We start from the raw sequence: 19,517 nt of genomic DNA on the forward strand, positions 1-19,517 counted from the left end.
CCCACAGGTTCTACAGGTGTCAGGCCAACTGGCTGCGTAGTTGGCGGGCCGCCGCCACCATGTTGACCAACGCGGCCTCGGTCTCCGGCCACGCCCGGGTCTTCAAGCCGCAATCGGGGTTGACCCACAGGCGTTCGGCCGGGATTCGCTTCACGGCTTTACTCATCAAGTTGACCATCTCGGCGGTGTCCGGCACCCGTGGCGAGTGGATGTCGTAGACGCCCGGGCCGATGTCGTTCGGGTAATCGAACGCCTTGAAGGCCTCCAGCAATTCCATGTCCGAACGTGAGGTTTCGATGGTGATCACGTCGGCATCCATCGCCGCAATGGCTTCGATCACGTCGTTGAATTCGCTGTAGCACATGTGGGTGTGAATCTGGGTTTCGTCACGCACACCGCTGGCACTCAAGCGGAACGCTTCCACCGCCCAATCCAGATATTCGCGCCATTGCTCCCGGCGCAGCGGCAGGCCTTCGCGGAATGCGGCTTCGTCGATCTGCACGATCTTGATGCCGGCGGCTTCCAGGTCGACGACTTCGTCACGCAGGGCCAGCGCCAGTTGCTGCGCCTGCACTTTGCGCGACACGTCTTCGCGGGGGAACGACCACATCAGCATGGTCACGGGACCGGTGAGCATGCCTTTCATGACCTTGTCGGTCTGGCTCTGCGCATACGTGATCCAATCCACCGTCATGGCTTTCGGACGGCTCAGGTCGCCGTAGATGATCGCCGGTTTCACGCAGCGCGAACCGTAGCTCTGTACCCAGCCAAAGCGAGTGAAGACATAACCCTCAAGCTGCTCGGCAAAGTACTCGACCATGTCGTTGCGTTCGGCTTCACCGTGCACCAGCACGTCCAGCCCCAGGCGTTCCTGAATCTGTACCGCATGGCGAATTTCGTGGTGCATGGCGTCGTTGTAATCATTGGCCGACAGCTTGCCCTGCTTGTAGGCCTGGCGCGCCAGGCGGATCGAACCGGTCTGTGGGAACGAGCCGATGGTGGTGGTCGGGAATGCCGGCAGTTTCAGGCGTGCACGCTGTTGCTCGATGCGTTTGGCGAACGGTGACTGGCGTTGGCTGTGGGTGGCGTCGATGGCGTTGACGCGTGCCTGCACCTCGGCCTTATGAATGCGCGGCGATTGCGTGCGGCTGGCAGCAATGGCGCGGCTTTCGGCCAGCGCGGCTTGCACTTTCGGCGCTTGCGGATCGTTGAGCGCATCGCGCAGCACAGCGATTTCGCCACACTTTTGCACAGCGAATGCCAGCCAGCTTTTCAGCTCGGGGTCGAGTTTGTCTTCGCGCTCAAGGTCCACCGGGCTGTGCAACAGCGAGCAGGAACTGCTGACCCACAGGTTGTCGCCAAAGCGTTCCTGGGCAAATTGCAGTTGTTCGAGCACCGGTTCCAGTTCGCAGCGCCAGACGTTGCGGCCGTTGACCAGACCGACCGAGAGAATCTTGTAGATCGGCAGGCGATCGAGCACGTGCAGCAGTTGATCCGGGGCACGCACCGCGTCGATGTGCAGGCCTTGCACCGGCAGGCCGACAGCCAGGCCAAGGTTGTCTTGCAGGCCACTGAAGTAGGTAGCCACGAGCTTTTTCAGCGGCGAGTACTGCAGGATGTGATACGCGCGTTCGAAGGCGTTTTTCCATTCCTGCGGCAGATCCAGGGTCAGGATCGGTTCATCGATCTGCACCCATTCCACACCTTGGGCGGCGAGACGACCGAGGATTTCGCCGTAGATCGGCAGCAGGCGTTCCAGCAGGTCGAGCTTGTCGAAGTCGTTGCCCTTCGCCTTGCCCAGCCACAGGTAGGTCAGGGGGCCGATGATGACGGGCTTGACGTTGTGACCGAGGGCCTTGGCTTCTTCGACTTCATCGAACAGTTGTTCCCAGCTCAGCTTGAATTGCTGGTCAGCGCTGAATTCCGGGACCAGGTAGTGGTAGTTGGTGTCGAACCACTTGGTCAGCTCCTGGGCGTATTGCGCCTGGCCATGCTCGCCACCGCAGCAGCTCGCCGTGGCGCCACGGGCCATGGCAAACAAGGTGTCGAGGGTCGGCAGGCCGCGCTCGTCCTTGGTGCTGTCGAAACGCTCGGGGATCACACCAAAGGCCAGGGAATGGCTCAGCACCTGGTCGTACCAGGCGAAGTCGCCGACCGGCAGCAGGTCGATGCCGGCGTCTTTCTGCAATTGCCAGTGGGTGGCGCGCAATTGGCGGCCGACGCTTTGCAACGCAGTCTGGTCAAGGTCGCCCTTCCAATAGGCTTCGAGGGCTTTTTTCAGTTCGCGGTCGGCGCCAATGCGCGGGAAACCCAGGGTGTGTGCCACGGCCATGTTGGAGGTGCTCCTGTGTAAAAGATGGCGCTATTGTCGACAGCCAACCCAACATGAGACAAACTCAACCTTTTCGTGTTGATCACAAGTTTTCCTCATGGAGCCCTCCGGTGCTTGAACTCCGTCATCTGAAAACCCTGCACGCCCTGCGCGAAGCCGACAGTCTGGTGGATGCCGCCGACCGCCTGCACCTGACCCAGTCGGCGCTGTCCCACCAGTTCAAGGAGCTGGAAGAGCGCATGGGCATGCAGTTGTTCGTGCGCAAGACCAAACCGGTACGCTTTACCAGCGCCGGTCTGCGCCTGCTGCAACTGGCCGACGCCACCCTGCCGCTGCTGCGCGCCGCCGAGCGCGACATCGCGCGGTTGGCCGGCGGGACTGCCGGCCGCTTGCACATGGCTATCGAATGCCACAGTTGCTTCCAATGGCTGATGCCGACCATCGACCAGTTCCGCGATGCCTGGCCGGAAGTTGAACTGGACCTGGCTTCGGGCTTCTCCTTCGCACCACTGCCGGCCTTGGCCCGTGGCGATCTGGACCTGGTGGTGACGTCCGATCCGGTGGACCTGGTCGGGATCACCTATGTGCCGCTGTTTACCTATGAAGCGATGCTTGCGGTGGCCAACCAGCACCGGTTGGCGAGCAAGGCGTACATCGTCCCGGAAGACTTGCTCACCGAAACCCTGATCACTTATCCGGTGGAACGTGATCGCCTGGACATCTTCACCCGCTTCCTGGAGCCGGCCGACGTCGAACCGGCGCAGGTGCGCACCTCGGAACTGACGGTGATGATGATGCAACTGGTGGCCAGCGGTCGCGGCGTGTGCGGCATGCCCCATTGGGCGCTGCATGAATACAGTTCACGGGGTTATGTGAAGGCCAAGCGGCTGGGCGAGAAGGGATTGTTTGCAACGCTGTACGCAGCGATCCGGGCCGACATGCTGGATGCACCGTACATGCGCGATTTTCTGCTGACGGCCAAGGACACGTCGTTTTCGACGCTGGATGGGGTCAGCGCGGTTCGCTAGAAACACACATCACCTTGTGGGAGCGAGCCTGCTCGCGAAGAGGGTACATCAGGCAACATTGATGTCGTCTGACACGCCCCCTTCGCGAGCAAGCCCGCTCCAACAGGGATGTCGGTGTCCCTTAGATCTCCCGCCACATGTGGATCTTGTCGAAATACTCCTCGCCCACCCGCACCGCCATCGGCTCCAGGCCGAACTGGATGAAGCCGCAGCGGCGGTACAGATTGAACGCGGTATCGTTGCCGGCGGTGACGGTCAACTTGATCAGCCGTAATGCCGGGTGCCTGCGCGCTTCGGCCAACACCGCCTGCACCAGTTGATGGCCAAGCCCGCGCTGACGCACGTTGGCGCAGACGTACATGCCAAACAGCGTCGCCTTGTGCCGGGCCTTTTCCCGGGGTTCGAAGGCCAGCCCGGCGATGCCGGCCAACCGGCCTTCCTCGAAAGCGCCGAACACCACATCGAGCTTGCCGGTCAGGCGCGATTCCCACCAACTCAATGGCAGCGATGCCCGCTCGCGGACGCTGGAGGTGAACGCCTGTGGATGCAGGTCGTAGGCTTCAAGCATCAATTCCCGGTAGGCCAGGGCATGGCTGGCATCGAGCCGCTCGATCCACATGGTCAGGCCATCCGGCGTTGTTCAAGCATCAGCCGCAGCGCCAGCGCCGACAGCACGAAACCCATGAAATAACGCTGCATCGCCAGCCAGGTCGGGTTGTTGACGAACCACGAAGCGATGCCCGCGGCAAACAGCGCAATCAGCAGGTTGACGCTGAAACTGACGCTGATCTGGGTCAGGCCCAGCACGATGCTTTGGGTGAACACCGAACCGTGCTCGGGGGTGATGAACTGCGGAAACACCGACAGGTAGAACACCGCGATCTTGGGGTTCAAGGCGCTGGTGAGAAAACCCATGGTGATCAGCTTGCGCGACGAATCCGGTGGCAGCTGCTGGGCTTCGAACGGTGAACGCGCACCGGGTTTGACGGCCTGCCAGGCCAGCCACAACAGGTACAGCGCACCGGCCCACTTCAACACTTCATAAGCCATCGGCACTGCCAGGAACACCGCGGTCAAACCGGCAGCGGCGGCGAACAGATGCACGAAGAACCCGGCGACCACACCCAGCAACGAGGTCACGCCAGCCTTGCGGCCCTGGCAGATCGAACGGGAGATCAGGTAGATCATGTTCGGTCCCGGCGTCAGTACCATCAGCAACGCAGCGGCGGCGAAAATCAGCAAGTCTTGTAGCGGGATCATGGCGGGTCCTTGCTAGGGATGATCGGGCGTAAGTGATCAGGCAGTCGCGGTCAGCGAAGCCCGATAAAACGGCAGGATCAGGTCCCTTGTCAATGGCGCCAGCGGGACGTCGCCATCGGTAGCCGGGTCGATCCAGATCACCTCCTCGATCTCGGCGGCGGGGGTAACGTCTGAATCGATGCTCAGCAGAAAAATCTCGGCCTTAACGATAAAACCCGGTTCGTTGGCGGCCGGTGCCGAGAACTGGCCGAGGAAAGTGGCGTGCGAAGGATCGATGATCAAACCCAGCTCTTCTTCCAGTTCGCGAGCCAAGGCGTTGACCGGTTGCTCCTGGGCCTCGATCTTGCCGCCCGGTTGCATGAACGCCTGAGTGCCGCGCTTGCGCACCAGCAGGGTTCGACCGTCAGGGCCGATCAACAGGGCGGCGGCGATGTGGATAAGTCCGGTGGGCTGGGCAGGGAATGTCGACATGAACGAAGGCCTTTGACTCGAAAGCGGCAAGGATCACATGTCCGTCGTACTCGAGCAAAGCCCTCCCCCCTGTGGGAGCGAGCCTGCTCGCGATGGACGTCAACGATAACGCGCCCTAACTGGGTAATCGCGTTGTCTGGACGTTCTTCGCGAGCAAGCATCGCTCCTACAGGTACACCACGCGTTTCGCCAGCAGGCGCCAGAAAGATTGCCCCGGTCGCTGTCTGTGCGCCAGTATGCGCAGCAAGCAAGCGGCCGCGAATCATGCCGCTGGGGCAACACGATAGGGGTAGCGGCATGACACTCTCGTTGGACGACATCGCCTGGCACCGTTCGGTGGGGCAATTGATCGACGCCCTGGACAAGCCCAACTTCTGGACGCAACTCGTGCGTCTGCTGGATCAATACGTGCCCTGCGACAGCTGGGTGGCGCTGCTGTTCAGTGCCGACCAGCACCCGCAGGTATTCGCCGAATGCCCTGGCGAGGACGGTAGCCCCGACCAGTTGTTCCAGGACTACCTGCGCGGCCTGTACCTGCTCGATCCGTTCTACATCGCCTGCCGCGAGCAATCGAGCAGCGGTTTGTATCGCCTGTCGGAAGTCGCGCCGGAGCATTTCGAACTCACCGAGTACTATCAACGATACTTTCGTGTGAATGTCGTGGCCGACGAAATCCAGTTTAATTGTCAGCTCGAAGGCGACCGCACGCTGTGCCTGTCACTGGGCAGCCAGCAGCGCTTCAGCACGCAGCAGATTGCCTTGCTGTCGCTGATCCAGCCGTGGGTGCTGGGCCTGATGCGCCAGCGCCTGCCCTACGAGATCAACGAAAGGGTGGCGCCCGCGCCGGCACAAGGCGACTGGCGGGTACAGCTGGAAGCGTCGGTGCAACAACTCAAGGGCGCGCAATTGACCGCCCGGGAGCTGGATGTCGGGCGCTTGATGCTCAGCGGCTGCTCCAGCAAGGAAATCGCCCGCAAACTGGAAATCTCCATCGAAACCGTGAAGGTCCATAAGAAACACATGTACAGCAAGCTGGGGATCAAGTCCCAGTCCGAGCTGTTTTCGATTTTTCTGCAGGCACAAAATGCCTGAATGCTGCCGTGGAACGCTTTGCTTTTCTGTGGGAGCGAGCCTGCTCGCGAAAGCGGTATATCAGCCAGCATTGATGTTGAATGTTAAACCGCCTTCGCGAGCAGGCTCGGCTCCTACAGTGTTTTGCGTGTAGCCAAAAAATTTGAGTCCGAACCCAAGGAAACCGTATGAGCCTGTCACTCCTGAGCCGTTACGCCTTCTTTGCCGTCTGCGTGATATTCACCCTCGCCAGCCTGCCCTTTCTCGAACACGACTGGCTGTGGCCGATCACCGCCGTCACCGGCGTGCTCAGCCTGATCGGCATCGGCGACCTGCTGCAAAGCCCCCACGCGGTGCGGCGCAATTACCCGATCCTCGGAAACATCCGCTATCTGGTCGAAGGCATTCGCCCGGAAATCCGCCAGTACCTGCTCGAATCCGACAGCGATGCCCTGCCCTTTTCCCGGGCCCAGCGCTCGCTGGTCTACTCCCGGGCCAAGAACGAAAGCGCCGACAAACCCTTCGGCACCCTGATCGACGTGTATCAATCGGGCTTCGAGTTCATCGGTCACTCGATGCGCCCGGCGCCCTTGAGCGATCCGAACGGCTTCCGGGTCACGGTCGGCGGCCCGCAATGCACCCAACCGTATTCCGCGTCGGTGTTCAACATCTCGGCCATGAGCTTCGGTTCACTCAGCGCCAACGCCATCCGCGCCTTGAACCAGGGCGCCAAGCTCGGCAACTTCGCCCACGACACCGGTGAGGGCAGCATCAGCCCCTATCACCGGGAGCACGGTGGCGACCTGACCTGGGAGCTGGGCAGCGGCTATTTCGGCTGCCGCACCGCCGACGGTCGCTTCGACCCGGAACGCTTCGCCGCGCAAGCCCGGACGCCGCAGGTGCGGATGATCGAAATCAAGATGAGCCAGGGCGCCAAACCCGGTCACGGCGGGATTCTGCCCAAGCACAAGGTCACTCAGGAAATTGCCGACACCCGCGGCATCTCGATGGGCGAAGACTGTATCTCGCCGTCACGGCACAGCGCGTTCTCCACGCCGATCGAGATGATGCATTTCATCCAGCAGCTGCGTGAGCTGTCCGGCGGCAAACCGGTGGGTTTCAAGTTTTGCCTGGGTCATCCGTGGGAGTTCATGGGCATCGCCAAGGCCATGCTGGAAACCGGCATCCTCCCGGACTTCATCGTGATCGACGGCAAGGAGGGCGGCACCGGCGCCGCGCCCGTGGAGTTCACCGACCACATTGGCGTGCCGATGCGCGAGGGCTTGCTGTTCGTCCACAACACGCTGGTGGGCCTGAACCTGCGGGACAAGATCAAGCTCGGCGCCAGCGGCAAGATCGTCAGCGCCTTCGATATCGCCAGCGTCCTGGCCATCGGTGCCGACTGGGCCAACTCGGCACGGGGCTTCATGTTCGCCATCGGCTGCATCCAGTCGCAGAGCTGCCACACCAACAAATGCCCGACCGGCGTCGCCACCCAGGACACCCTGCGTCAACGCGCGCTGGTGGTGCCGGACAAGGCGCAGCGCGTCTACAACTTCCACCGCAACACCCTCAAGGGTCTGGCGGAAATGCTCGCCGCCGCCGGCCTTGAACACCCCTCTCAGTTGTCGGCCAAGCACTTGGTGCGGCGCATGTCGGCGACCGAGATCAAACTGTTCTCACAGCTGCATGTGTTCTTGAAGCCGGGGGAATTGCTGACCGGGGAAGTGAATGGCGAGTTTTATTCGCGGATGTGGCAGATGGCGCGGGCGGACAGTTTCGAGCCTAATGAGGTAGAAGCAGCCTGACCTCAAGGCTTCGGCGCTGACGGTTCGAATTGACCTCAGCGCTCGTCTTTCAATATGTAGAGGCGTGCCTCAATGCCTACGCCGCTCAATGTCAGCGCACGCAAAAAATCTTCATGTTTGGCGCTCGCGAAACAGGAAAAACATCGAAAAAAGAAAACCGCCAACCAGGCTGAGCGATGAGAACACTGCAACCGTCACAATGCCGCGCCATTGCAGGGCATCAGCAACATTTCCTATGGCAATGTTCAACACCGCCATGAAACCTATGAAGAGCAGGTATCTGTATAACAATGCCTTTGAATCAAACGTAAACACCGCATTCATATAGAAAGAAAAAGAGGCGGCTATGCAAAACCCAGCAAAATTGCTGGCGGTCTGACTAAGTTCGAAGGCCGTGACGAGCACAAAAAAAATCTGCCAATGCAGCAGCGTACTGAGAGCGCCGACTATCATGTAACCGCCGAACTTATTCCATAAAGCTCTCATGCCGGCTCCTTGCAACTTTCACGTTTAAGGTGCCTGCAAACTAGAGCCACATCGCGCGACATGTCTACTGTCAGAAATACCAGGTCGCGCCCATTTCAGACTAATGACCGCCCACAAACGCGGATGCCTTGCCAACACGACTGCTCACCAACGCAGCGATTTGATCGGGGCCGGTTCTTTCATGACGATGAAACCGTAATCGCCGATCAGGTAGATCCGGTAATACGGGCTCTCCACCAGCGGCGAGTAATGCTGATACCCCACCCGTGTCGCATTGCGCCGCTCCCGCTCCGCGACCACGTTGGTGATGCCCACCTTGGGCAGGTTTTCCGCCAGCATGTAAAAGTCGATGTTCAGCAGATAGTGCAGTACCGGCAATGCCTTGAAGGAGCCGGCGGCCCCCAGCAACCAGTAATCGGAATAGGTCACCGACATATAAATGCGCTTGGCCTCGCGCAAGGCTTGATGGTTGCTGATGTCGCGCTCAAGGCTGTACAGCGCGCTGGTGGCGAAGGTCTTCTGCACGGTCAGCACCCGACCGTAGGCAAACGACAGCGACAGCATCGCCAACAACGGCACCAGCAACAGCAGCGGCAATCGCTCATGCACCGACGCCAGCGCCAGACGACTCAGATAGAACAGCAGCACCAGCAGCACCGAAAATCCCATCAGCGTCCTGGCGCCTTCGTTGAAGTCGCGAAAGATCAACGCCACACCCGACACCAACAGCATCACCGCCGGGACTGTCAGCACGCACAGCAGGCCGATCAGCATCCGCTTCGGCGCGCTCTCCTTGCGTGCGAGAACGTTCATCCCCAGGCCAACCGCCCCCGCAATGGCGCACAGCAACAACACGCCGAACACCCAGACAAATCCGCCATGGAACAGCAGTACGACTTTTTCCAGCACCCGGCCAATATTAATGTCGACTTGCAGCCAGGGCTGTGCCGACCAATTGAGCAACAACGCACGATTCTGCCCCAGGAACGGATAAGCCGTGACGCAGTAAATCAACCAGCCCAACAGCACCTGGGCGAACTTCCAGCCAATCAAGGCGCCCCACTGCGGCCAAGGCATTTTGTCATCGGCAGCCCTGAGCAACTCCAGACAGCACAGCCCCAGAAACACATTCAGGCTGATCTGGTACAACCCCAATGCCAGCGCAATCAGAAACGAAGGCACCAGCCATTGCACACTGCGCGAAGGGTGGCGAAAGGTGATGGCGTAGATCACCGCCACCAGGCTCAGGGCCATGGGTGCGCCGTCATATTGATAGGACAGGTTTTGCAGCAGGAACGGGTTGTACCAGAGCGGCAACAGCACCAGGCAGCAGGCGATGGTCGGCTGGCGAAAGTAATGAAAGGTCAGGCTGGTGAGTGCCGAGGACATGGCCAGGGTGGCGATCAACAACGGCAACGGGAAAATGTTCGGTGCCGCACCGGTGAAGGTCAGCGCGTTGTAGAACAGTTGGGTGAACAACCGCCCCTGCTCCGCCCAGGCCATGCCGGCGGAGAGCGAACGCCAGTTGTCGTCGATGTAGGGGTAGTCCGCGAGGATCAGCGGCAGGACATACACCAACGTTGCGAACAGGAAAAACAGCCAGGCCTGGCGGCGGCCGATTTCCTTGATGAAAAAGTCGCTGAACCGGCCCATGCTAAGGCCCGCGCGGCGGCTTGCCGCCGACAATGTCTTTGATCACATAACGCGGCCGGTGCTTGGCCTCGATGTAGATCCGGCCGATGTACTCACCCAGGATGCCGATCCCGATCAGTTGCACGCCCCCCAGAAACAGGATGGCGGTCATCAACGAGGGATAACCGGGCACGCTGTTGCCGTTGAAAATCTTGTCCAGGACCATGTACACCGCGTACAGCACGGCGAAAATCGAAATCCCGCCACCGACATAGGTCCACAAACGCAACGGCACGGTGCTGAACGACGTCACGCCTTCCAGCGCCAGGTTCCACAGCTTCCAGCCGTTGAATTTGCTTTTCCCCGCGACGCGGGGGGCCCGCTCGTATTCAACGACCACGGTGTTGAACCCGGCCCAGGACAGCACGCCTTTCATGAACAATTGATGCTCGGGCAATGTGCGGATCACATCCACTACCTTGCGATCCATGAGACGGAAATCCCCGACGTTTTCTTCGATCCGCGTGTAGGAAATACGATTCAACAGGTGGTAGAACAACGAGGCACTGTGGCGTTTCAGATAGCTGTCGGTATGACGGTCACGGCGTTTGGCCAATACCACATCCGCACCGTTGCGCCATTGCTCGATCAGCAACGGGATCACGCTGATCGGGTCTTGCAGATCGACGTCCATCGGGATTACCGCGTCGCCGGTGGCGTATTCCAGGCCAGCGAACAGTGCCGGCTCCTTGCCGAAATTGCGGGAGAAGTTGATCAGCATGACCTGCTCGTCCCTCTGCGCCAACGCCGTGGCCCGGTCGGCCGTCAGGTCGGTACTGCCGTCGTTGATGAACACGATTTCCACGTCGGCATCGTCGAGTTTCAGCTCACGCCGCACGGCCTGATAAAACACCTCGATCGCCTGTTCTTCATTGAACACGGGAACGATGAGCGAGATCTTCATGGATGATGCTCGCGAAAGACCACGTACTTGGAAAACAGGAAGCCCACTATCAGGCTCAACGCCGAAAACAGCGCCACGGTCAGCAAACCATGCAGTCGCCACAGATCACCGGCATGGCCCACCCCATAGCTCAACGCCCCCATCGCCGCCATGAACAGCAGATAGCCGCTGACCGACAGCTTGCTGTCAAAGGTGTAGAGCGCATTCATGTAGAAGGAAAACGAAGCGGCGACACAGAAGGCCGCCAGGTTGCTGACAGCCTGACGCAGGCCCGCGGCCACGCTGAGCAGGAAAAAGATCTGCCAGTGAATGAGGGTGTTGGCGATCCCTATCACCGTGTAACTGGAAAAGCCTTTCCACAACCGCCTCATGCTGACGCTCCTGGAGTAGAACTCGCACTCATCCCTAAGTATTTGAGCTTGTCTACTGTCAGAAATCGCAGGTTTGGCCACCTTTCAGACCAGCGGTTAAACGCCGCATCAACATTCCGAAATACCCCGACTTTGCAATTGCCGGCGAATCGGTCCACCCTGCGCGCCGCCGATGTGCGGCGGGCAGTCTGCCGCGCCCTGGGCTACTCCTTTGTTCAACATCTGTTTACGAGCTTGCCGTCATGACGATAGCGCGCGATCACCGGATCGATTTTTTTCGCGGCCTGGCACTGATCTTCATTTTCTGGGACCACGTGCCCCACAACCCGTTGGGCCAGATCACCTTGCGTAACTTCGGCTTCAGCGATGCCGCCGAAGTCTTCGTGTTCCTGGCAGGTTTCGCGGCCGTGCTGGCCTACGGCAAAGTGCTAGCACGGGAAGGCTTTCTGATCGCCTGCGTAAAAATCCTGCGGCGCGCCTGGGTGTTGTATGTGGTGCACATTTTCCTGCTGGCGATGCTGATGGGCATCGTGTTTTTCGCCAACAGCCATGTGGAAACCCGCGACCTGGTCGAGGAAATGGGCATGCACCATTTCATCAGCGACCCTCAGCAGGCGTTGATCGATGAATTGCTGCTGCGCTTCAAACCGAACCTGATGGACCCGCTGCCGCTGTACATCGTGCTCCTGGCCGGATTGCCGCTGGTGTTGCCGATCCTGGTGCGCAAACCCTGGGTGGTGGTAGCGATGTCGCTGGCGGTGTATCTGACGGTGCCGTTGTTCGGCTGGAACCTGGCCGCGATCAAGGACGGCGTGTGGTACTTCAACCCCGTTGCGTGGCAGCTGCTGTTTGTCCTCGGCGGTGCCGCCGCGATTCACGCCCAGCGTCCACGCGTACCGGCCCCCCGGCCATTGCTGCGTCAGCCGTTGTTCATGACCGCAGCGGTATACGTGGTCATTGCCGGGGTACTGACCCTCGCCTGGCGCTGGCCGCACATTCACGACGCGCTGATGCCGGCCAGCCTGAGCAACCTGCTGTACCCGATCAGCAAGACCAACCTGTCACCGGTGCGCCTGCTGCATTTTCTGGCACTGGCGTATGTCACCGCGAAACTGTTGCCCGATACCGGCTGGACGCAAAACTGGCTGGCGCAGCAAAGCTGTCGCATGGGGCGTTTTTCGCTGGAAATCTTCTGCCTTGGCGTATTGCTGGCCCCCTTGGCGGACATGCTCAACGCCCTGACCGACGACGCCTTCGCCATGCAGATCTTCACTGCACTGGTGGGGGCCGGGTTGATGGCGTTGCTGGGAGCCTGGCTGGAATTCAACAAGCGTTTGAATCGATCACCGCAAACCGTACCCGCCTGATACAAAAAAGAGCCCCAGCCAATAATTGACTGGGGCTTTTGCATTCTGTGGCTGGGGTTTTCTGTGGCAAAGGAATTCCTGTGATGAGGGGATTTATCTGTGGTGAGGGGATTCTTGTGGCGAGGGGATTCATCCCCGTTGGGCTGCGAAGCGGCCCCCTGCGCTCGGCCAAATAGATAAGGCTGTCCGGATTTACGACTGCTTCGCAGCCGAGCGGGGATAAATCCCCTCGCCACAAAAAAGCCACTCTTACCTAAATTCTTCGGAAGAATCAGAAAATTCACTCAATGAATGAAGAGCTGATCACGGCCGTCCGCGCCTAGCCTGAAAACGTCACCAGACTATCTCACAAGGAGGCAATGGATTGCCTACTCAGCCCAACTCCCACCGTTTACGCTTGGGTCGCCATTCCGAATGTGGCCGCGCTTATCTCATCACCACAGTTATCCACAAGCGCCAACCCATCTTTTCTGATTGGCGTGTAGGACGCTTGCTTGTCGCGGAACTTCGTCGAGCGCATGACTCGGGACTAGTGAGCTCAATTGCCTGGGTTGTTATGCCTGATCACTTTCATTGGCTGATGCAACTGCACGAAAGCGATCTAGGGAATGTCATCGGCGCTACCAAAGCACGCAGCACCCAAGCAGTGAACAAAATGATCGGTCGACGAGGCCCGCTCTGGCAAACCGGTTATCACGACCGGGCTATACGCGATGGAGAAGATCTCCTGCCGTTTGCTCGCTATATCGTCGCCAACCCATTGCGCGCAGGGCTTGTAGAGAAAATCGGCGACTATCCACTCTGGGATGCCTGTTGGCTCTAATGTCGAACACTACTTTTTGGGCAGCCTAGACTCCTGTGGTGAGGGGATTCATCCCCGTTCGGCTGCGAAGCAGTCGTCAATCCAGACAAATCTGTCTATTGGACGGAGCGCAGGGGGCCGCTTCGCAGCCCAACGGGGATGAATCCCCTCGCCACAGTAAATTCCCTAATCACAATAAATCCCCTTGCCGCATAAGCCCGCTCGCCACTGGTCAGAGTGGATCCACGATATTTGGCCCTTCACAATTTTTTCACCATCGCCAACCACCGTCTAAGCTTCAGACAAGTCCGATCAATCTGCGTGAATGGATCAGTCGACTATGGGCGCTTTATGGCAAACCGATTCGAGTAAAACTGTGGTCCCGACTGAACGAGTGGATGAAGAAGCGCCTTTACCTGAAAAACCCCGCCGTTCCCGGCACGGCTGGAAGGCTTTCTGGTTGCTGCTGCTGATTATTGCGGTCGTCGTCGGTCTGGCGGCGTCCAAGGAGATGCGCACCTCGCGGTTTCAGGCCCGGGAGGTCAGCAAGTTCGCCAAAACCCTGAGTTATGAGCTCAAGCCGGGGCCCAGCGATGCGATTCATTATCCCGGTGCCGGCCCCTTCGACCTGCGCCTGGGCTACAGCTCGCTGGGAGAGTTCCTGCCACGGCTGCTCAAGCGTGATTACGTGATTTCCGCCCAGACCCGCTTTTCTCCGGCGCTGATGAACTACACGGAAAAAGGCTTGTTCGTGCCCTATTCGGAAAAAATCCAGGCCGGACTGGCCATCACCGATTGCAAGGCGGCACCGCTGTATCAGTTCCATTACCCGCAACAGCTCTACTCCAGCTTCGAGTCGATCCCGCCGGTAGTGGTCAACAGCTTGCTGTTCATCGAAAACCGCTTTCTGCTCGACCCTCGCCAGCCCCTGGCCAACCCGGCGGTGGACTGGCCGCGGTTCGGCATGGCGGCCTATACCCAGGTCGCCAAGATGTTGCACCTGCCCGGTCAGTCGGCGGGCGGCAGTACCCTGGCGACGCAGCTGGAGAAGTACCGGCATTCGCCCGATGGCTTGACCGCGTCGGGCGGGGAGAAAATCCGCCAGATGATCTCCGCCAGCGTACGTGCCTATCAGGATGGGCCGGAAACCCTCACGGCCCGGCAGAATGTGGTGCGCGACTACCTCAACAGCGTGCCGCTGTCGGCGGTACCGGGTCACGGTGAAGTGCATGGCATGGCCGAAGGGCTGCGCGTGTGGTACGGCGCCGACTTCAACCAGGCCAATGAACGCCTGGCCAGCGACGCCACGGATCCAAAAAGTCTGGCGGACAAAGGCCTGGCCCTGCGCGAAATGCTGTCCTTGATGATTGCCCAGCGCCGCCCGTCCCATTACCTGACCAAGGGCCGCGACGAGCTGGCCGATCTCACCGACAGCCATATCCGCCTGCTGGCACAGAACGGCGTGATTGATAAGCCTTTCGCCGATGCGGCCTTGGCCAGCAAGGTCACGTATCGAGACTGGCTGACCCAGCCGACCATTCAACCGATCGAAACCAACAAGGGCATCAGCGTGGCCCGCAGTCGGCTGGCCGGCCTGCTCAATCGTCCGCTGTATGACCTGGACCGCCTCGACCTCTCGGCCACCAGCACCCTGCAGGGTGATCTGCAGACCCAGGCGACGGCGTACCTGAAAAAGCTCGCCGACCCGGCGTTTGCCACGGAAATCGGCCTGATGGGCGAACGCCTGTTGACCCCCACCAGCACCACTCAGGTGCGCTACAGCTTCACCCTGTTCGAACTGACCCCGGACGGCTCGCGGGTGCGGGTACAGACCGACAGCACCGATCAGCCGTTCGACATCAACGAAGGCAGCAAACTGGAGCTGGGCTCGACAGCGAAAATGCGCGTGCTGACCACCTACCTGCAAATCATCGCCGAGCTGCACGACAAATATGCCGGCATGAGCGTCCCGGACCTGAAGAAAGTCGAGGTGCCGGAGCTGGACCGCCTGAGTCAATGGGTCATCGAGTACCTGATCCAGAACAAGGACCGCAGCCTGCCGGCAATGCTCAGTGCCGCGCTGGACCGCAAATACTCGGCCAGTCCAGGCGAAGCGTTCTTTACCGGTGGCGGTTTGCACACGTTCCATAACTTCCGCAAGGAAGACAATGGCCGCATGCCGACCCTGCGCGATTCGATCCGGGAGTCGATCAACCTGCCCTTCATTCGCCTGATGCGTGACATCGTGCGCTACACCACCTATTCCGGCCCCAACAGCAGTGCCGAATTGCTCAAGGACGACCGTGACCCGCGGCGCCAGGAGTACCTGGCCTCGTTCGCCGACCGCGAAGGCACTTCATTCCTGCTCAAGTTCTGGAAAAAATACCGCAACAAGGACACCCAGGAACGGCTCGAAACCTTCCTCGACAGCATGCGCCCGACGCCGATCCGCTTGGCGGCCGTGCACCGCTATCTGCTGCCGCGGGCCAGTCAGGAGAGCTTCAACACCTTCGTGCGATCGCACCTGGCGGGTACCCAACTCACCGAAAAACTGACCGACGATCGCCTCGTGCGTCTTTATGAGGCCTATGGCCCCGGCATCTACGACCTGCCGGACCAGGGCTTCATCGCCAAGGTGCACCCGCTGGACCTGTGGATGATGGGCTACCTGCTCAACCACCCGGATGCCACGTTCAAGGACATCGTCAAAGCCAGCCAGTTCGAGCGTCAGGAAGTCTATAGCTGGCTGTTCAAGAGCCGGCACAAGGGCGCCCGCGACAACCGTATCCGTACCATGCTGGAAATCGAGGCGTTCCTCGACATTCACCAGCGCTGGCAGAAAGTCGGCTATCCGTTCGACCATCTGGTGCCGTCGCTGGCCACCGCCATCGGCAGCTCCGGCGACCGCCCCGCCGCGCTCGCCGAGCTGATCGGCACGATTCTCAACGATGGCGTGCGGATGCCGACGCTGCGTATCGACAGCCTGCACTTCGCGGCCAATACGCCTTACGAAACCAAGTTGATCAACGACCCGGATGTCGGCAAACGGGTGATGCCTTCCGAAGTCGCCACGGCCATGCGCGAAGCCCTTTCGCAAGTGGTGGATGCCGGTACGGCCAGGCGCGTTTCCGGCAGTTTCACCACACCGGACGGCAAAGCGCTGGCCATGGGTGGCAAGACCGGTACCGGCGATAACCGCATCGAGGCCATCGGTTCCGGTGGACGGATTCTGAGTTCCAAGTCCCTCAACCGCACCGCGACCTTCGTGTTCTACATTGGCGATACCCACTTCGGCACTCTCACCGCTTTCGTACCGGGACGCTCGGCGGAGAACTTCACCTTCACCTCAGCGTTGCCGGTGCAGGTGCTCAAGGGCATGGCGTCGATTCTCAATCCTTACCTGCAACCGGGCAGTCATACGCAGTGTCTGCCGATAGAAATGGTGCGCCGCTGAGGGCGCTGCCGAGAATGCAGTGAGTCAAACCTCCGAATCCCATATCACCGTGACGTCGCCGACGTATCGCTTTGCCTGACCGGGTTGCAACATCTGTTCGACGTAGTCCCGGGGAATCTCGAAGTGCAGCGTCCCGGGGGCTCGATCCAGAAACTGCGCCGGCTGGAACGCCGCTGCATCCGGGCTCGATGTCAAGGGTCGACGGCGCACCGGTTGGCCTGCGCTGTCGGTGATGCTGTCGGGTAGGCTGACACTCATGAATACTTGCGCATCCGTGGTACCACCCACCGCATCCCGCAACCCGCAGGATTCCGTTCCACTGTACTGGCATTCAAAGAACATCTTGAATCGCGATGACGACGAGATATTGAAGGTCTGATCGCGAAACAAACGCGAAGGCTTACGCCCCTGTTGCAGCCAGGCCTGCCAGCCGCCTTGGGGCACCAACGCAACCTTGTGGCCGCCGGGTGGTATGTCAACCTTGAGCACATGCTGGACATCCAGCACGAAGCTGAAGGTCACGGCGGAGCCGTCCGGCAACATATTGTCACCGGTGTCGATGTCCTGGCCCGGGCCGACACCATAGGTCAACTCACCGCTATACAGCCCGGCGGACATCTGCAGCGGGTCTGGCATGCGCAATTCATAGGCCACGTCCAGGTAGCCATACGACATCCAAGGAATTGCGAACGCCGCCTGTTTGGCGCAAACGGCATCGACCGGGGTACGCCAGAAGAACCGATAAAAGTCCGGTCCGAAAGTGGCCATCGCCCCGGCTCGACAGGGCAAGGGGGCTATCCCCCAACTGGACCCCCAGAGTTTGTAGTGCGCTTGCGAGTCGTCTGCGGCCCCGGTCAGGTTAACCGCCGTATCGCTGAGGACGTACTGAGAACCAAAGCCCCCGATCCGCATCTCGACCGTGGCGGTTTCCCCCGTGAAGACGTGCGTCACCAAAAGGCTGCGCCATTGCGCGGGCATCTTGAACATCGCGCCGTTACGCTCGGACGCCCCCGGTTCGACCGCCTGGACGGACGCGAAGCGCAGCGGCAGCCGCACGCCCGATAAGGGTTTGCAGTCGTTGGGATAGTCGCCGCAATAGCCGCTCTGGGGTGTCTGATTGAGGAACGTATTGTTCTGCGGATTGGCCGGATCGGGAACGTAGACCGCACGGATTTCCTGGGTCACCGCCTGCGCCGGGATCGACAATAACCATCCGGATATACCGATCAGCCATCGTGCCTTGCTGAACCTGTAGAACTTTCCTAACCCTGAAACCATTTCCAGCTCCTTGCTACACAAAACGGTCTTATTGTTTTTCAGCGATCAACCTGCTGGCGCCGCCACATTGAAGATGATGTTGACGCTGCCGTAATAATCACCCGGCTTGTACCCTCCCGGTTGCGCCCTGGGCTCGATTTCAAGACGCACGCGTTTGCCCGCCACCGCTTCCTCGCGGGAAACGACCTGGCGGGGGACCGGTTGATGGCTCAATTCCGTGCCGTTGAACGTGATACGCAAACTGATATCGTCCCGCGAATCCTGACCGCTGGACAGAATCGGAAAACTTTCAAGCCGGGCTTCGATGGCGCTGCTGTCAGTCCTCACATCAAAGTTCTTGCGCAAACCACCCAAGGTCGATGAATGGGTGTCCCACGGCAACGTTTGTTGATGGTGGATCCAGTCCGCTTCGCTCGGTATCACATAGAATTCCAAGGTCGGGATATCCACGGAGACTTCAAAGTTGTGTTTCTCCTGCGCCGCGAATGCCGCGCCTGCCATTGGCATCGAAACGCTGAGGGACACAGCAATGACTGCTTGCTTGATCATGTCACTTCCTTATGCATCGATAAAAAGCCAATCCTCTGGCTAATGCTTGCCAGTTAAGGTGCGCCAGTTGTGGGAGCGATTTTTTCCTTTATCCGCAACGGATACCGATCACTGGCCTGCACTCTTTATTCTCCCGGCGCCCTAGCGTTGAACAGCAACAAGACGTTGCCGTGATACTCGCCGGCCTTGTAGCCACCGGCCGGGGTGATAGGGTCAATTTCCAATGGCACCCGTTTGCCGGTGGCTGCTTCCTCCCTCGACAGCACTTGTCGAAAAACGGGAGCGGCGCTGAGTTCCACCCCGTTGAAGCGCACCCGTAAGTCGATGATTTCCCCCGGCCTGCCGTTAGACAGATAAGGCGTACTCTCGAGGCGCGCTTCAATAGCACTGGTGTCATGCCGCACATCGAAGTTTTTTCTGAAACCGCCGAGGGTCGAATCCGGATAGTTCCAGAGCAGATGCTGCGGCCGGTGTATCCAGTCCGGCTCCGACGGGAGGATGTAAAACGGCCTGCTCGGGATCGTCAGCGTGACCTCGAAATTCAGTGTTTCCCGTGCCGCCCAGGCCGTGGCGCCGGTCAGCCCGGTAATTGCCGCCAGGAGGGCGGTGACACATTGCCTATTCATGTTCGTTCCCTGACACGT

Annotated in this window: 17 protein-coding genes; 6 read left to right on the forward strand and 11 right to left on the reverse strand. The window is 59.9% G+C overall.

Features of this window, described 5'->3' with window-relative positions; all coding sequences use genetic code 11:
* Positions 1-19: 19 nt before the first annotated feature.
* Positions 20-2,332, reverse strand: coding sequence for a 5-methyltetrahydropteroyltriglutamate--homocysteine S-methyltransferase (gene metE, locus HNQ83_RS17400; protein ID WP_175390066.1), 2,313 nt, complete (start codon positions 2,330-2,332; stop codon positions 20-22).
* A gap of 110 nt (positions 2,333-2,442) precedes the next feature.
* On the opposite strand from metE, the gene metR reads away from it, so the two are divergent.
* Positions 2,443-3,360, forward strand: a complete 918-nt coding sequence (gene metR / locus HNQ83_RS17405) for a transcriptional regulator MetR (RefSeq protein ID WP_175390067.1) — start codon at positions 2,443-2,445, stop codon at positions 3,358-3,360.
* Positions 3,361-3,481: 121 nt separating this feature from the next.
* Here the strand turns inward: metR and HNQ83_RS17410 are convergent, their stop codons facing one another.
* Genes HNQ83_RS17410 through HNQ83_RS17420 form a run of 3 tightly spaced genes read right to left on the reverse strand, consistent with a single transcriptional unit; the run spans position 3,482 to position 5,091 of the window.
* Positions 3,482-3,979, reverse strand: a complete 498-nt coding sequence (locus HNQ83_RS17410) for a GNAT family N-acetyltransferase (RefSeq protein ID WP_175390068.1) — start codon at positions 3,977-3,979, stop codon at positions 3,482-3,484.
* Between the two features lie 2 nt (positions 3,980-3,981).
* Complete coding sequence (locus HNQ83_RS17415; protein ID WP_175390069.1) at positions 3,982-4,620, reverse strand: LysE family translocator; 639 nt, start codon at positions 4,618-4,620, stop codon at positions 3,982-3,984.
* A 36-nt stretch (positions 4,621-4,656) separates the two neighbouring features.
* Complete coding sequence (locus HNQ83_RS17420) at positions 4,657-5,091, reverse strand: NUDIX domain-containing protein (RefSeq protein WP_175390070.1); 435 nt, start codon at positions 5,089-5,091, stop codon at positions 4,657-4,659.
* 297 nt (positions 5,092-5,388) lie between these two features.
* On the opposite strand from HNQ83_RS17420, the gene HNQ83_RS17425 reads away from it, so the two are divergent.
* Both HNQ83_RS17425 and HNQ83_RS17430 read left to right on the forward strand, forming a co-directional pair.
* Positions 5,389-6,183, forward strand: coding sequence for a LuxR C-terminal-related transcriptional regulator (locus tag HNQ83_RS17425; protein ID WP_175390071.1), 795 nt, complete (start codon positions 5,389-5,391; stop codon positions 6,181-6,183).
* Positions 6,184-6,350: 167 nt separating this feature from the next.
* On the forward strand, positions 6,351-7,970 hold the full coding sequence (locus HNQ83_RS17430) for an FMN-binding glutamate synthase family protein (protein ID WP_175390072.1): 1,620 nt from the start codon (positions 6,351-6,353) through the stop codon (positions 7,968-7,970).
* A 111-nt stretch (positions 7,971-8,081) separates the two neighbouring features.
* On the opposite strand, the gene HNQ83_RS17435 is transcribed toward HNQ83_RS17430, so the two are convergent.
* The 4 genes from HNQ83_RS17435 to HNQ83_RS17450 all read right to left on the reverse strand — a co-directional run bounded on the left by HNQ83_RS17435 (position 8,082) and on the right by HNQ83_RS17450 (position 11,423).
* Positions 8,082-8,456 (reverse strand): GtrA family protein, encoded by a 375-nt coding sequence (locus HNQ83_RS17435; protein ID WP_175390073.1) that lies wholly within the window; start codon positions 8,454-8,456, stop codon positions 8,082-8,084.
* Positions 8,457-8,600: 144 nt separating this feature from the next.
* Positions 8,601-10,109, reverse strand: a complete 1,509-nt coding sequence (locus HNQ83_RS17440) for a glucosyltransferase domain-containing protein (RefSeq protein ID WP_175390074.1) — start codon at positions 10,107-10,109, stop codon at positions 8,601-8,603.
* 1 nt (position 10,110) lies between these two features.
* Complete coding sequence (locus HNQ83_RS17445; RefSeq protein ID WP_175390075.1) at positions 10,111-11,052, reverse strand: glycosyltransferase family 2 protein; 942 nt, start codon at positions 11,050-11,052, stop codon at positions 10,111-10,113.
* Complete coding sequence (locus tag HNQ83_RS17450) at positions 11,049-11,423, reverse strand: GtrA family protein (RefSeq protein WP_175390076.1); 375 nt, start codon at positions 11,421-11,423, stop codon at positions 11,049-11,051. Before HNQ83_RS17450 ends, HNQ83_RS17445 begins: the two co-directional genes overlap by 4 nt.
* A gap of 242 nt (positions 11,424-11,665) precedes the next feature.
* Between HNQ83_RS17450 and HNQ83_RS17455 the strand changes: the two genes are divergently transcribed.
* The 3 genes from HNQ83_RS17455 to HNQ83_RS17465 all read left to right on the forward strand — a co-directional run bounded on the left by HNQ83_RS17455 (position 11,666) and on the right by HNQ83_RS17465 (position 17,046).
* Positions 11,666-12,790 carry an OpgC family protein gene (locus HNQ83_RS17455; RefSeq protein WP_175390077.1) on the forward strand — a complete coding sequence of 375 codons (1,125 nt, stop codon included), beginning with the start codon at positions 11,666-11,668 and terminating at the stop codon, positions 12,788-12,790.
* 364 nt (positions 12,791-13,154) lie between these two features.
* Positions 13,155-13,613 (forward strand): transposase, encoded by a 459-nt coding sequence (locus HNQ83_RS17460; protein WP_175390078.1) that lies wholly within the window; start codon positions 13,155-13,157, stop codon positions 13,611-13,613.
* Positions 13,614-13,932: 319 nt separating this feature from the next.
* The gene (locus HNQ83_RS17465) at positions 13,933-17,046 is read left to right on the forward strand and encodes a transglycosylase domain-containing protein (protein WP_175390079.1); all 3,114 of its coding nucleotides are present in this window, start codon (positions 13,933-13,935) and stop codon (positions 17,044-17,046) included.
* A 24-nt stretch (positions 17,047-17,070) separates the two neighbouring features.
* Here HNQ83_RS17465 and HNQ83_RS17470 read toward each other — a convergent pair whose 3' ends face one another.
* The 3 genes from HNQ83_RS17470 to HNQ83_RS17480 all read right to left on the reverse strand — a co-directional run bounded on the left by HNQ83_RS17470 (position 17,071) and on the right by HNQ83_RS17480 (position 19,499).
* Entirely contained in the window at positions 17,071-18,324 is a 1,254-nt protein-coding gene (locus HNQ83_RS17470; protein ID WP_256669042.1) for a hypothetical protein, read from the reverse strand.
* 45 nt (positions 18,325-18,369) lie between these two features.
* Positions 18,370-18,873 (reverse strand): CS1 type fimbrial major subunit, encoded by a 504-nt coding sequence (locus HNQ83_RS17475; protein ID WP_175390080.1) that lies wholly within the window; start codon positions 18,871-18,873, stop codon positions 18,370-18,372.
* A gap of 125 nt (positions 18,874-18,998) precedes the next feature.
* A complete protein-coding gene (locus tag HNQ83_RS17480; protein WP_175390081.1) occupies positions 18,999-19,499 on the reverse strand; it encodes a CS1 type fimbrial major subunit in 501 nt (166 codons plus the stop codon).
* Between the last annotated feature and the right edge of the window lie 18 nt (positions 19,500-19,517).

Origin of the sequence: Pseudomonas sp. C2B4, from assembly GCF_013359695.1 — a bacterium.
Taxonomy (GTDB): Bacteria; Pseudomonadota; Gammaproteobacteria; order Pseudomonadales; family Pseudomonadaceae; genus Aquipseudomonas.